Origin of the sequence: Candidatus Accumulibacter vicinus, assembly GCF_000584955.1 — a bacterium.
GTDB classification, from domain to species: domain Bacteria; phylum Pseudomonadota; class Gammaproteobacteria; order Burkholderiales; family Rhodocyclaceae; genus Accumulibacter; species Accumulibacter vicinus.
This window is the reverse complement of the sequence record NZ_JDSS02000007.1, coordinates 72,926-87,083: the sequence shown is the minus strand read 5'-3', so window position 1 is coordinate 87,083 and position 14,158 is coordinate 72,926. Positions and strand designations below refer to the sequence as shown.

At 66.8% G+C, this 14,158-nt stretch carries 9 protein-coding genes; 8 read left to right on the top strand and 1 reads right to left on the bottom strand.

Translation table 11 applies throughout. The annotated features are described in order from the left end of the window. The 8 genes from CAPSK01_RS02315 to CAPSK01_RS21490 form a co-directional block, all read left to right on the top strand. The coding region (locus CAPSK01_RS02315) for a response regulator (RefSeq protein ID WP_273702932.1) at nucleotides 1-677 on the top strand (677 nt) is incomplete at its 5' end. A 1-nt stretch (nucleotide 678) separates the two neighbouring features. After that, nucleotides 679-1,434 carry a transporter substrate-binding domain-containing protein gene (locus tag CAPSK01_RS02310; protein ID WP_273702931.1) on the top strand — a complete coding sequence of 252 codons (756 nt, stop codon included), beginning with the start codon at nucleotides 679-681 and terminating at the stop codon, nucleotides 1,432-1,434. Between the two features lie 3 nt (nucleotides 1,435-1,437). After that, the gene (locus CAPSK01_RS21495) at nucleotides 1,438-4,530 is read left to right on the top strand and encodes a PAS domain S-box protein (RefSeq protein ID WP_273702930.1); all 3,093 of its coding nucleotides are present in this window, start codon (nucleotides 1,438-1,440) and stop codon (nucleotides 4,528-4,530) included. 141 nt (nucleotides 4,531-4,671) lie between these two features. Next, on the top strand, nucleotides 4,672-5,823 hold the full coding sequence (locus CAPSK01_RS02300; RefSeq protein ID WP_273702929.1) for an ABC transporter substrate-binding protein: 1,152 nt from the start codon (nucleotides 4,672-4,674) through the stop codon (nucleotides 5,821-5,823). Continuing rightward, nucleotides 5,798-7,264 carry a cache domain-containing protein gene (locus CAPSK01_RS02295; RefSeq protein WP_034921850.1) on the top strand — a complete coding sequence of 489 codons (1,467 nt, stop codon included), beginning with the start codon at nucleotides 5,798-5,800 and terminating at the stop codon, nucleotides 7,262-7,264. The genes CAPSK01_RS02300 and CAPSK01_RS02295 overlap by 26 nt, the downstream gene beginning before the upstream one ends. Nucleotides 7,265-7,276: 12 nt before the next feature. Further along, nucleotides 7,277-9,091, top strand: coding sequence for an ATP-binding protein (locus CAPSK01_RS02290; protein WP_273702941.1), 1,815 nt, complete (start codon nucleotides 7,277-7,279; stop codon nucleotides 9,089-9,091). Nucleotides 9,092-9,167: 76 nt separating this feature from the next. Beyond that, a complete protein-coding gene (locus CAPSK01_RS02285) occupies nucleotides 9,168-10,322 on the top strand; it encodes a response regulator (protein WP_273702928.1) in 1,155 nt (384 codons plus the stop codon). Continuing rightward, a complete protein-coding gene (locus CAPSK01_RS21490) occupies nucleotides 10,319-13,792 on the top strand; it encodes an ATP-binding protein (protein ID WP_273702927.1) in 3,474 nt (1,157 codons plus the stop codon). Before CAPSK01_RS02285 ends, CAPSK01_RS21490 begins: the two co-directional genes overlap by 4 nt. A gap of 148 nt (nucleotides 13,793-13,940) precedes the next feature. On the opposite strand, the gene CAPSK01_RS21485 is transcribed toward CAPSK01_RS21490, so the two are convergent. After that, the coding region (locus CAPSK01_RS21485) for a hypothetical protein (RefSeq protein ID WP_273702926.1) at nucleotides 13,941-14,158 on the bottom strand (218 nt) is incomplete at its 5' end.

The following is a 14,158-nucleotide window of genomic DNA, read 5'->3' as shown; positions in this document are numbered from 1 at the left end:
TGCTCGGCCTGCTGCCCGGCGAAACGCGCTACCGCATCCTGGTGGTGGACAACGACGCCGACAACCGCCGCTTGCTCGCCCGCTTGCTGGTGCCGTTGGGGTTCGAGATCCGGGAAGCCGAGGATGGCCAGCAGGCGATTGCCGTCTGGCAGGAGTGGCGACCACAACTGATCTGGATGGACATCCGCATGCCGGGGATGGACGGCCGCGAGGCGACGCAGCGCATCAAGTCCCTGCCGCACGGGCAGGAGACCAGGATCATCGCCTTGACGGCCAGCAGCTTCGAGGAGGAACGGGCCGAGATCGTCGCCGCCGGCTGCGACGATTTCCTGCGCAAGCCCTTCCACGAGCCGGATTTGCTGGCCATGATCGAACGTCACCTGGAAGTTCGCTACCGGCGCGGCGAAGACGCCACGACGGTCGCCGCACCGGTGCTGACGACCGAGGAGATGGCCACCGCCCTGCGGGCGATTCCCGGCGAAACCCTGCGCCAGCTCGAGGAAGCGGCGATCCGCGGCGACATGGTGGCCATCGCCGACTCGGTGGGCGACATTCGCGCCGTCGACCCGGCGCTGGCGGCCGCCTTGCGGCGCCTGACGGACGACTTCGACTACGGCAGCGTCGCCGGTCTGGCCGCGCAGGCCCTGGCGACCGCGACGACCCATGAGGAAAACTGAGATGAACCACGGCTGGCGCTATGTCGCCGCGCTGGCGGCGCTGTTGCTCCTCAACACCGGCCATGGCGAAACCGCCGGCCGACTCACCGCGGTGCACGCGCTGGCGCCACCGCTCGCCGGAACCGCCGACGGATCGGGTTTCCTCGAGCGGGTGGTGCGCGAAGCCTTTCGCCGTATCGGCATCCGCCTGGAGATCAGCGCAGTTCCCGCCGAACGGGCCCTGATCAATGTGGACTCCGGCGTCGACGACCTCGATCTCTCCCGCGCCTCGGGTTTCGAAGCCCAGTATCCCCACCTCGTCCGCGTCCCCGAAAAGACGATGGATTTCGAGTTCGTCGCCTTCATCCCGGCGTCGGCCAGCCCTTTCCGTACGGACGACTGGGCCAGCCTGCAGGATCGCACCGTGGCTTTCGTCAGCGGCTGGAAGATCTTCGAGCGTCATGTCACCCGCAGCCGCGAAACGGTGCGGGCGTCTTCGATCGCCAGCCTGTTCGAGATTCTCAAGCAGAACCGGGCCGAAACCGTCCTGCTGGAACGTTGGCAGGGACTGCAGGCGGCCCGTGCGGCGCCGGTCGCGGTGCAGGTGCTCGAACCGCCGCTGGCGCGCGCCGAGATGTTCATCTACCTCAATCAGCGGCATGCCGCGCTGGTCCCGCCGCTGGTGGCCGCCTTGCGCCAGATGAAGGCCGACGGCACCTACCAGCGCATTCTGCGCGAGACGCTGCTGCCGGCCGCGAGCCGGAAGATCGACCGCTGAGCGATGAGCGCGGCCCGCGAAGTCTCGCCGGCAAGCGGCGCCGGCACACCGCCCAGCCAACGCGTCGACCGGCTGGGACGCCGCCTGACGGTGGCCATGGTGATCTTCAGCTCGGTGGTGACGGCGGTCATCACGGCGATTCAGCTTTACGCCGACTACCGGAACGACATCGACCGGATCGAGGAAAGTTTCAGCTTCATTCGCGAGAGCTATCTCAACGTCCTGATCGACAGTGTGTGGACGGCCAACGACGGGCAGATCCAGGCGCAGCTCGACGGCCTTCTGCGCCTGCGCGACATGGAGTATCTGGCGATCACGGTGAACGACCAGCCACGCTGGACGGCTGGTGCCCCGCACTCGCAGCGGACGATTGAAAGCGAAGTCGAGCTGCTTCGTCTGTACCGCGACAAGCCGGTGCCGATCGGCCGCCTGCGACTGGTGGCGAGCGCCGACAACGTGTTGGCCAGAGTTGCCGACAAGCTGCTGCTGGTGCTCTTCGAAAACGCCGTCAAGACGACGCTGGTCGCCGGTTTCGTATCGTGGCTGTTCCGCAACATGGTGACGCGCCACCTCGCCCGGCTGGCCCGCTTTGCCGACGACATGCAGGCGACCGGCCTCGCCGGCCCGGCCTTGCGCCTCGAACGCCCGCTCCGCGGCCGCTGGCGCCCCGACGTGCTGGATACCGTGGTGGACGCCGTCAACGCGATGCGCAGCACGCTTGCCGCGGCTTACGACGATCTGCGCAGAACCGCCGAACAACTGGCGCAGAGCGAGCAGCGCTTCCGCGTACTGGTGTCCAATGTTCCCGGTGTCATTTACCGTGGCGACCTGCGGCCGCCGTTTCATCTGCACTTCGTCTCGGAAGGCGTGAGCCGGCTCAGTGGCCACTCCGCCGCCCGCTTCACCGGCGCCACGGCGATCACCTGGGCGGGGCTGATTTTGCCCGCCGACCGGCGGCGAGTGGCGCAGGAAATCCGGCGGGCGGTCGCCGAACGCCGTCCGTATGTGCTCGAATACCGGATCTGCCATGCCGATGGCGGCCTGCGCTGGGTCGGCGACCACGGCCGGCCCGCTTATGGAGCGGACGATCGGCCGGCCTGGATCGACTCGGTAGTGGTCGACATCAGCGCCCGGAAGCAGGCCGAGATCGCCCTGCAGCGCACGGAGCGCAAGCTTTCGCTGCACCTGCAACAGTCGATCGTCGGCATCATCGAGTGGGACACCGATTTCCGGGTTGCCGAGTGGAACCCCGCGGCGGAACACATCTTCGGCTACACGCGGGCACAAGCCATGGGCCGCGCGGCCAAGGACCTCATTCTGCCGCGCGAAGTCTTGCCCGTCATCGATACGGTATGGGCCGATCTGCTGCAACGCAGCGGCGGCACCTACTCGAACAACCGGAACCTGACCAGCGACGGCAGGGTGATCAGTTGCGAGTGGTTCAACACGGCCCTGACCAACGACGACGACCAGGTGGTCGGAGTCATGTCGCTGGTGCGCGACGTCACCGCCCGCGAGCGGACGGAAAGCGAACTACGGGTCTACCGCAATCATCTGGAGGAACTGGTCCGGCAACGCACGCTCGATCTGGAGCGCGCCAAGGATCTGGCCGAGACGGCCAGCCGCGCGAAGAGCGCCTTCGTCGCCAACATCAGTCACGAGCTGCGTACGCCGCTCAACGCCGTGCTCGGTTTCTCGAGCCTGTTGCTGCGCGAGGCGCTGGCCGGACGCGAGCCACTTTCCGCGACCCAGCGCGAGCATCTGATGACCGTGCGGCGCAGCGGGGAGCACCTGCTGACGCTGATCAACAATGTCCTCGAACTCTCCCGCATCGAGACCGGCGGCAGCGTGGTGAACCTCGGCGAGTGCGACCTCGACGACCTCCTGGTATGGCTGCAGCAGATGTTCGCCCTGAAGGCCGGCGACAAGGGCCTGGCGCTGCGTTGCACGCGCGCCCCGGAAACGCCACGCCAGATCCGCACCGACGAAGTGAAACTGCGACAGGTGCTGATCAACCTGATCGGCAACGCCTGCAAGTTCACCGAACGCGGCAGCGTGTCGCTCCATGTGGACCTGGCGTCGCCAGCGGCGGCCGACGACGGCCGAGCGCCAGGCGCACCGACCGGTGAAGCGCGCCTGCGCTTCGCCGTCGCGGACAGCGGCCCAGGGATCGCCGCCGACGAACTGCCTGGCCTGTTCCAGGCCTTCGCGCAGAGCGCGACTGGCCGCCAGGCGGCCGAGGGAAGCGGACTGGGGCTGGCGCTCTGCCGCCACTTCGTCGACCTGCTGGGTGGCCGGATCGAGGCGCGCAGCACCGTTGGCAAGGGCAGCGTCTTCACTTTCGATATCCCGCTGGCCGCGGTGACCCGGCCGACGCCTGTGCTTGCCTCCGAAAAGCGGGTGGTGCGCGGGCTGCAGGAGGGTCAGCCGGTCTATCGCCTGCTGGTGGTGGATGACGACGACGACAACCGGCGGCTGCTGGTCCGCGTGCTGGCACCGCTCGGCTTCGCGGTAAAGGAAGCCGGCGACGGGCAGGAAGCGCTGCGCTTGTGGGAAAGCTGGCAGCCCCACCTGATCTGGATGGACATGCGCATGCCCGGCGTCGACGGCGGCGAGGTGACGCGACGCATCAAGGCGACGGCGCGCGGCCGGGAAACCAAGGTTCTGGCGCTGACCGCCAGCAGTTACGCGGAGGAACGGGCCGACATCCTGGCCGCCGGCTGCGACGATTTCCTCGCCAAGCCCTTTCGCGAGGCCGAATTGCTGGCCGCGATCGAACGTCATCTGGGCGTTCGCTACGTCCTCGACGAAGCGGCCGACGCCCCGACCAGCCCGCGCCCAATGGACCCGGACGCCCTGCTCGAAGCCCTGCGGGCGCTGCCGGACGACTGGCTGGGCGATCTCGAGCGGGCGGCAGTGCGCGCCGAAATGGGACTCGTGGCGACCCTGATCGAGCGCATCGCCACCGTCCACCCCGCGCTGGCGGCGGATCTCGCGCGCCGCGCCGACGACTTCGACTATGGTGGCATCGCCACCCTGGTTGACGCGGCGATGTCGCCGTCCGGCGACCGGCAGGGAGTCGGCTGTGCCGCGTGAGCAGCGGCAGCCGGCGGGCGGAACGGTGCTGCCGCGCGGCTGGCGCGGCGGTCGTCGGAGCGCAGCGAGAACGCGACGGGGCGGCAGCGGAGCCACCGTCGAAGCGGAGTTCGTTTATCTACCAGGGAGCAACATTCGACGATGAAACCCGCACTGAAGACCAATCGGGTGCGCGCCGCGCTTCGCGCCAGCGCCGGCATCCTTCTTGGAAGCCTGCTGGGAAGCCTCTTCCTGCTCGCGTGCTCGCCGCCGACACCGATCCCGATCGGCTTTGTCGGCGGCATTTCCGGGCGCGGCGCCGACCTCGGCATCGCCGCCCGCGATGCCGTGCAGCTGGCCGTCGAACTGCGCAACCGGGCCGGTGGCGTTGCCGGGCACGAGGTCAAACTGCTGATCCGGGACGACCAGCAGAACACGGCAACGGCGCAGGGCGTGACTCGCGAGCTGATCGACCAAGGCGTGGTGGCCATCGTCGGCCCGGTCACCAGCACGGTCGCGAAAGCCATCCTGCCCATCGTCGACGATGCCAGAGTCGTGATGGTCAGCTCGAGCGCGACGACCGACGAACTGACAGGCAAGGACGACTACCTCTATCGAGTGAACATGTCCACCGCCGAGGCCGCCACCCGGATCGCCGAGTACCATCTCAAGGAGCGCCCGCTGGGACCGTTGGTGGCGGCTTACGACCTGAACAACCGGTCGTATACGGAACGTTGGCTGGAGGCTTTCCGCACGACCTACGAAAAGGGCGGCGGTGAAGTGCGCGGCGCCATCGGTTTCGAGTCGAGCAGCGAAACGGCCTTCGTGCAAGTGGCGCGCAACCTGTTGGCGACGCCAGCCGACGGCGTGCTGATCGTCGCCAACTCGATGGATACCGCGCTCTTGTGCCAGCAGATCCGCAAGGCGGGGAGTCGCCTGCCAATCATCGTCTCGGGCTGGGCGGGAACCGAGCGATTGCTGGAACTCGGCGGCAGAGCGGTGGAAGGGGTGATGGTGGCGCAGAATTTCGATCGCGAGAGCAAGGCACCCGCTTATCAGGCGTTTCGTCAGGCTTACCGCGAACGCTTTCGTCGTGAACCCGGTTTCAGCGGTACCATGGCTTTCGACGCCGCCAATATCGTGATGGAAGCCTTGGCGCAACAACCTGACCCCAGGAAGTTGAAAGCGACCCTGCAAAGCGTGCGCCGTTTTCAGGGAGTCCAGGAGCCGATATTGTTCGACGAATTCGGCGACGTCATACGCGAGATCCACATGACGGTGGTGCGCGATGGCCAGTTCATCGTCATCCGCTAGGCTCTCGCCGGCCGGCCGTCCACTGCGGCTGTGGCTGGCATTGCGCTTCACGCTGGCGGCGCTGCTGCCGCTGCTGCTGGTCGCCGCGCTGATCGGGTGGATGCTGCTGCCGCGGGTGCTCGGCGAGATCGAGACACGTCATCAGGCGCTGGCACGCGCCATCGCCGGTCAGGTCGAGGCGCACTTGCGCGGCGCCGGACGCGAACTGGGGGGATTGGCCGATTATGTACGCCAGCGCGGCCGGCAGACGGGCTCGTTCTGGAATGAACCGCTCGATGCGCACTGCGGAACGGGCGAGGTGTTTGTGGCGATCTACATCGCCGACGCGGATGACTCGGTTTTTGCCGTCGGCCTGCCATGGGCGCAACGTGGGCAACGTGACGACCTCCTGCGAATCGATCTCTCGAGATGGAGAGTCTTGCGGGAAGCGCGAGAACGGCAGACGCCGGTGTGGTCGGAGGTCTTCCTGTCCGCCGTCAGCGCCCGACTGGTGGTGAGTCTGGCGGTCCCGGTGGGCGCACAGGTGGTGATCGGCGAAGTCGCGATCGACGGGCTCTCCGAGTTCGTCAGCCACCTGCCGACCGAATCGGAGACGACGACGATGATCCTCGATCGCCGCGGCCAGATCGTCGCGCATTCGCAGCGCACGGGCGGCGGCCAGCAGGTCAATCTCGCCAGCCTGCCGATCGTCGGCGATGCGCTGCAGGGGCGCTTCGCGACCCACGACGTGGATCTCGAAGGCAAGCTGTCGATCGGCACGCTGGTCGGCGTACCGGAGATCGGCTGGATGGTGCTCGTCGCTCAGCCACGCGTCGAGGCCTTGAGACCCGTGCTGTCCATGCTGTGGGTGCTGGCCTCCGGTGCGCTGGTCGCCCTGCTGCTGGCGGCCATCGCCACCGCGCTGCTGGCACGCGCTTTCGCTGGCCAGATCGGTGGCTACACCGCGCAAGCACACGCCATCGCCGACGGCGACTACGATCATCCCTGGCCAATGACCAATATCAGGGAACTCGACAGCCTGGCCAAGGATCTCGATCGCATGTCGCAGGCGATCCGGCAGCGCGAACAGACCCTCGCCGCCAGCGAGGCGCGCTATCGGTCGGTCATCACCAATGCCCCGGTGGTAGTCTATGAGATCGACGCGCAAGGGGTGTTCACGATGAGCGAGGGAAAGGGCCTGGCGAGCCTTGGGCTGCAGCCCGGCGAAGTGGTCGGCCAGTCGGTGTTCGAGGTCTTTCGCGACTACCCGGAGGCGTGCGACCAGATCCGATGTGCCATCGACGGCACGGTGCAGTACGTCTCCTCGTGCGTGCACGGCATCTACTTCGACAACTATTTCACGCGCACTGCCAGCGCCGACGGCACGCCCGAACTCCTCGGCCTGGCCGTCGACATCAGCCCGCGGGTACGCGCTGAGCAGGAGCTACGGGAAAGCGAGTAGAAGTACCGTTCGATCGTCTGGAACGCCCCGGTAGGCATCTTTCGTTCGACCCCGGAAGGCCGTTTCATCGAAGTCAATTCGGCCATGGCAGGCCTCTTCGGCTACGACTCTCCCGACGCCATGGCGCAGGAGATCCGCGATTTCGCAGCGAATCTTTTCGTCGTCCCGCAGGAGCATCGGCTCATCATCGCGCAGCAACGGCAGACGAACGGTGTGACGCAACACACCAACCGCTACCGGCGCCGCGACGGAACCGAGTTCATCGCCAATCTCTACCTTGCGACGCTGTGCGACGAGACGGGCAGTGCGCGCTTTTTCGAAGGAATCGTCGAGGACATCAGCGAACGCAAGCTTGCGGAGGCGGAACTGCTGGCCTACCGAGACCATCTCGAAGAACTGGTCGAGCGGCGCACGGCGGAACTGGCGCAAGCCAAGGAGGCCGCCGAGGCGGCCAACCAGGCGAAGAGCGTCTTCCTGGCCAACATGAGCCACGAGTTGCGCACGCCGCTCAACGCGATCCTCGGCTTCGCCGCGCTGCTGCGGCGTGAGGCCGCCGGCGCGCAACGCGAAAACCTGGAAATCATCAACCGCAGCGGCGAGCATCTGCTGGCGCTGATCAACGACATTCTCGACATCGCCAAGGTCGAGGCCGGGCGGATTCAGTTGGCGAGCGCCCCCTTCGATCTCGATTCGCTGACGCGCGAGGTCACCGACCTGATGCGCGTGCGCGCCGCCGAGAAGGGCCTGCCACTGGTGCTCGACCGATCTGCCGATTTGCCGCGTTTCATCCGGGGCGACGAAACCCGGCTGCGGCAGGTGCTGATCAACCTGCTCGGCAACGCCATCAAGTTCACTCCCGACGGTGGCGTGGCGCTGCGTCTGGGGCTGACGCCCGCGGGCAACGGCAGGCGGCTGTCGATCGATGTCGAAGACAGCGGTCCGGGAATCGCTCCGGAAGATCAGGCGAGGATCTTCGAGCCCTTCGTGCAGGTCGGCCAGGCCGCCGCCCAGAAAGGCAGCGGCCTCGGACTGGCGATCACCCGGCAGTTCGTCGAGCTGATGGGCGGACACCTGGGCGTCCGCAGCCGGCTGGGCAAGGGGAGTTGCTTCCACCTCGACCTGCCGCTCGAGGTCGCCGATGAAAACGAGGTGCCGCGCGCCGCGAGCGAGCGCGGCGAGGTGCTCGGCCTGCAGCCGGGACAGGCGGCCTACCGCATCCTGATCGTCGAGGACCAGCCCGAGAGCGCCCTTCTGCTGCGCCGCTGGCTGGAAGGCGCCGGCTTCCAGACGCGCATCGCCGAAAACGGCGTACGCGGCGTCGCGGCGTTTTCGCAGTGGCGACCACACTTCATCTGGATGGACCAGCGCATGCCGGAGATGGACGGCCAGGAGGCAGCGCGGCGCATCCGGGCGCTGCCCGGCGGCGGCGACGTCAGGATCGTCGCCCTCACCGCCTCGGTGTTCGCCGAGCAGCACGCCGAAATGCTCGCCGCCGGCATCGACGAGGTGGTGCACAAGCCGGTGCGCAGCGCGACGATTTTCGACTGCCTGGCTCGCCATCTCGGGGTGTGCTACGTCTACGACGAGGCTGCGCCGGCACCGGCGTCCGGTACCGGTCCCCCCCCCGATCCGGCAGCGCTGGCGACCCTGCCGGCAGCGCTGCGACGAGCGCTGGCGGACGCCCTGGTGACCCTGGACATCGCGCATATCGACGCGCTGATCGGGCAGGTGAGGGAACGCGACGCGGCCCTCGCCAGGGTTCTGGGCGAACACGCCGAAAACTTCGACTACCAGGCGATCGAAAAAGCCTTGCGGAGCGAGCAATGAAGAAGACAAAGAAGAAAACGCAAGCGGCGACGGCCGCTACTTTCTCCTCTCCCCAACACACCAGCGAGGCCCTGCCGTGAGCGATCCGTCCAACTACGAAATCCTGGTCGTCGACGACACGCCGGCCAACCTCAAGCTGCTGAGCGCCCTTCTCGTCGAGCAGGGGTATCGCGTACGCGCGGCGTCGAACGGTGTCGTGGCGCTGCGCTCGGTGGCCTTCAAGGCGCCCGACCTGATCCTGCTGGATGTCCGCATGCCCGGCATGGACGGCTACGAGGTCTGCCGGCAGATCAAGGCCGATCCGCAGCAGCGCATGATCCCGGTGATTTTCCTCAGCGCCTTGAACGAGACCGCCGACAAGCTCAAGGGTTTCGCTGCCGGCGGTGTCGACTTCGTGACCAAGCCCGTCGATCCGGCGGAGGTGCTGGCGCGCGTGCGCACGCACCTGGAACTGCTGCGCCTGCAGCGGCGCCAGGAACGGATACAGATCGAGCTCGCCGAGCGCGTCGAGGAACGGACCGAAGAGCTGAAGCGGACAGCGACCGAACTGGCGAGCGCGCTGCGCGAGAAGGAAACGCTGCTCAAGGAGATCTATCACCGCGTGAAGAACAATCTGCAGGTCGTCTCCAGCCTGCTCACCATGCAGGGCGCCCGGGCAAGCGACGAAGCGCGCGCCCTGCTCACCGAGAGCGCGGCGCGCGTGCGCTCGATCGCGCTGGTACACGAACAACTCTACCGTTCGGCCACCCTGTCGAGCATCCGTTATCCGGCCTATGTCCGGCAGCTCGTCGACCATCTGATGCAAACCTACGATCCGCTGTCGCACCGGGTCCCGATCAAGGTCGAGATCGACGATCTGAACATCGGCGTCGGAACGGCCGTGCCGCTCGGACTGGTCATCACCGAACTGATTTCGAACGCCTACAAACATGCATTTCCGGGCCTGGCGACGGGCGAGATCCGCGTCTCCCTGCGGCGCCTGCCAAAGGGCCTGCTGCGTCTGGTCGTACAGGACAGCGGCTGCGGCCTGCCGCCCGAACCCGCTGCCTCGTCTTCGCTTGGCCTCAACCTGGTGCGCATGCTCGCCGACCAGCTCGACGGCCGGCTCGAAGTCTCTTCGCCCGGCGGCGCCTGTTTTACCCTGACCTTCACGCCCGAGGCCCAGGAGGTGACCTTCATTACCCCCGACGAGAAGAGCGACGCGCGGCAAGCACAGGCGAGCCCGCCATGAATGGTGAAGCGTCAGCGCGGCGGCGGTGCGCGCCGGCTGAGGCCACCGCCGCCCACGACCGGCGCCGGCCGCGCCAGCGCGTCCTTGCCGTCGTCGCGTGCTGGCTATGGCGGAGCTTCTGGCTCTTCCTTGGGGGTCTGGCCATGGCCGCCACGGCGGCCGATCAACCACGGAACGTGCTGGTTCTGCATTCCTACCATCAAGGCCTGCCGTGGACCGACAGCGAACAGGAAGGCCTCCTGGCCGGGCTGGGTGAGCATCGCGCCGAGTTCGGCCTGTACATCGAGTACCTCGACGCCTTGCGCTTTCCGCTCCCGAACAACGAAGGCAAAGCCGAGCTGGCGCGGCGTCTGGCGGAGCGCTACGCCAGCACCGGAATCGACTTTTTGATCGCCACCGACGACCCCGCCTACCAGCTCCTGCTGGCGCAGCGCGATCGCCTTTGGCCCGGCAAGCCGATTCTCTTTGCCGGAGTCAACAACATCCGTTCGAGCGACCTGGCTGGCGTCGACGGCGTCGCCGGGGTCTCGGAAGCGCCCGATTTCCCGGCCAACCTCGAACTCATTCAGAAGCTTCATCCGACCACCCGCCGTCTGGTTGTCGTCGGTGACGGAACACAGACTTTCGCGTCCAACCTCGCCACCCTCGAAGCGGCCAACGCCGAGCTGGCACAACCGTTCGCCATCGAAGTGGTCACCCATCGCCTGCTCGACGAGGTCTTGCGCGATCTCCAGGCGCTCTCGGGGGATTTCGTGGTACTGCTGATGGGGCGGCCCTTCGACCGACTGGGACGCATCGTTCCCGAATCCGAGTCGGCGGCGGCCCTGCGCCGGAACACGGTGCAACCGATGTACTCGCCATGGAGCTTCTTTCTCGGCCATGGCATCGTCGGCGGCAAGCTGGTTTCCGGAAAGGACCAGGGGATGGCCGTCGCCACCCTGGCTGTCGGCCTGCACAGCGGGCAGACCCTGGCCGACCTGCCGCGCCTGATCGACAGTCCAAACCGCTACATTTTCGATTACAAGGAGCTGCATCGCTTCGGCCTGACCGGCCGCGCCCTGCCCCCGGGCTCGGTGGTCATCAATCGCCCGGAGGCCATCTGGGATGCGTATCCCAGGATCTCGGTCGGCGCCGTCGCGCTGATGATCTTCCTGCTCGCGCTGCTCGTCCTGCAGGCGAGGAATCTGCGCACCAAGCGCCACTTGTCGGCGAAAGTCGAAAAGGAGCTCGTTCTCGTCCAGGCCTTGATGAATGCGGTGCCGTTCCCGATGTTCTTCCAGGATGTCTCGCTTAGCTATCAGCGTTTCAACAAAGCCTTTGCCGACCTGCTCGACAGATCGCGGCAGTCAAGCGACGCTTGCCCGGCCGAAGCGGCCAAAGCGACCCCGCCCGCCTTCCTGCCGCATGGCCGCGACGAGGATCTCCTGGCGAGCGGCGGCCAGCAGGTCTATCAGACGACTGTCACCGGTGTCGACCACGAACGCCGCGACGTCGTCGTTCACAAGGCGGTGGTTCGGCTGCCCAACGGACGGGTGGAAGGAATCGTCGGCGCCATGATCGACGTCACGGAACTGCAGCGCGTGGAGCACGACTTGCGCGAGCTCAATCTCCACCTCGAGCAGAGGGTGGCCGAACGGACCGCCGAACTGCAGCGCCAGCAAGTCTTCATTCAGGCCGTGCTGGAGAACATCTCCGACGGCATCGTCGCCTGCGACGAAAACGGCCGGCTCACCGTATTCAATCGCGCGTCGCGCGAAATGCACGGCATGCTGCAGGAGGACCTGCCCTCCGAACAGTGGGCTCGACACTACCGGCTCTTTCGGGCGGATGGCGTCACGCCCATGAGCCGGGAGGATATTCCGCTGTTCCGCGCCTTCCAGGGCGAAATCGTGCGCAACGAGCAGATGACGCTGCAAACGGCAAGCGGCGAAGCGCTCGTCGTCCTCGCTTCCGGCCAGGCGATCACCGACCACAGCGGCGCCCGGATCGGGGCCGTCGTCTCGCTGCACGACATCACCGAGCAGAAAATCGTCGAGGCGAGATTGCGCGACGCCAAGGACGCCGCCGAAGCGGCCAATCGGGCGAAGAGCAGCTTCCTGGCCAACATGAGCCACGAGTTGCGCACACCGCTCAGCGCCATCCTCGGTTTCTCGGCGCTGATGCGCCGAGACGGCGAAACCGCCACCGGCACGACCTTCCGCGACCGCGAGCATCTTGCGATCATCAACCGCAGCGGCGAATATCTGCTGGGGCTGATCAACGACATCCTGGACATGGCGAAGATCGAGACCGGCCGCATCCAGTTGGCAATCGCGCCCTTCGATCTCGGCACCAGCGTGCATGAGATCGTCGACATGATGAGTCAACGGGCGCACGAAAAGGGCCTCGAACTGCGGCTGGAGCAGTCCGCCCGGGTCGTTCGCCACATTCGGGGGGACGAGGTCCGGCTGCGGCAGGTCCTGGTCAACCTGCTGGGCAACGCGATCAAGTTTACTCAGCAAGGGACGATCACCCTGCGTCTGGATGGCCTGCCGGACGACTCCCAGCCGTGGCTGTCGATCGAGGTCGAAGACAGCGGCCCCGGCATCGCCGCGCAAGATCAGGCAAGCATCTTCGAGCCCTTCGTGCAGGTCGGCCAGGCGTCCAGTCAGCGAGGCACCGGTCTCGGGCTCGCCATCTCCCGGCAATTGGTGCAACTGATGGGCGGGCGGATCAGCGTGAGCAGCCAGCCCGGCCTCGGCAGCCGTTTCCGGATCGACCTGCCGGTCGACCCGGCAACGCCACGTGAAATCGCCGCGTCGCTCGACCAGGAGGGAGAAGTCCTGGGTCTGGAAAGCGGCCAGCCGGCGTGGCGGATACTGATCGTCGAGGACCAGCCGGAAAGCGCCCTGCTCCTCAGCCGATTGTTGTCCGATGCCGGCTTCCAGGTGCGCACGGCGGAAGACGGCCAGCGCGGCGTCGAAGTGTTTGCGCAGTGGCAACCGCACTTCATCTGGATGGATAGGCGAATGCCGGTCATGGATGGGCTGGAGGCGACCCGGTGCATCCGGGCGCTGGCCGGTGGCGACGAGGTCAAGATCGTCGCCCTGACCGCTTCCGTGTTTATCGACCAGCATCGGGAGATGCTGAGCGCCGGCGTCGACGAGATCCTGCACAAACCCTATCGGCCGCGACAACTGTTCGATTGTCTGGCCCGCCATCTCGGCGCGCGCTACGTCTATCGCAAGCCAGCGGCGCCTGCGGCGCCAAGTCCCGAGGTCAGGCTGGACCTGGCGATGCGGGCCGGGAAGTTGCCTGAAGATCTGCGGCAAGCACTGCTCGACGCGTCGATCGCTCTGGATAGCGGACGCATCGACAGGTTGATCGATCGGGTAGCGGAAATCGATCCCCTCTGGGCAGAAGACATGCGCCGGCAGGCCGACCGCTTCGACTACGAAGCGATCGAAAAGGATCTGCGGAGCGAGCAATGACCGAAACGACAGCGAGGCCCTGGCATGATCCCGGTGATTCTCGTCAGCGCCCTGAACGAGACCGCCGACTGCAGATCGTCTCCAGCCTGCTGGCAATGCAGGCCGGCGATGCCGGCGACAGCGCGGCGGCGAACGGCAGGCTTCGGCCTCAGGGTGCCGCCTCCTCGATGCAGGCCGCTACCGCCGCCAGCAAGTCGTCGTACAGCGTGCGGACCAGCTCCAGGCGCGCCGCCGCCTCGCTGCGGCGACCCTGCCCCTGCAAGCCGACGACCGCGATGCTTTCGGCGTGCAGCCGGCCGTGCGCCGAAAGCATCGCCTGAAAGGCCGGCGCCTCGGCACGACGGGTCTGGCTGGTCGCCGCCAGCC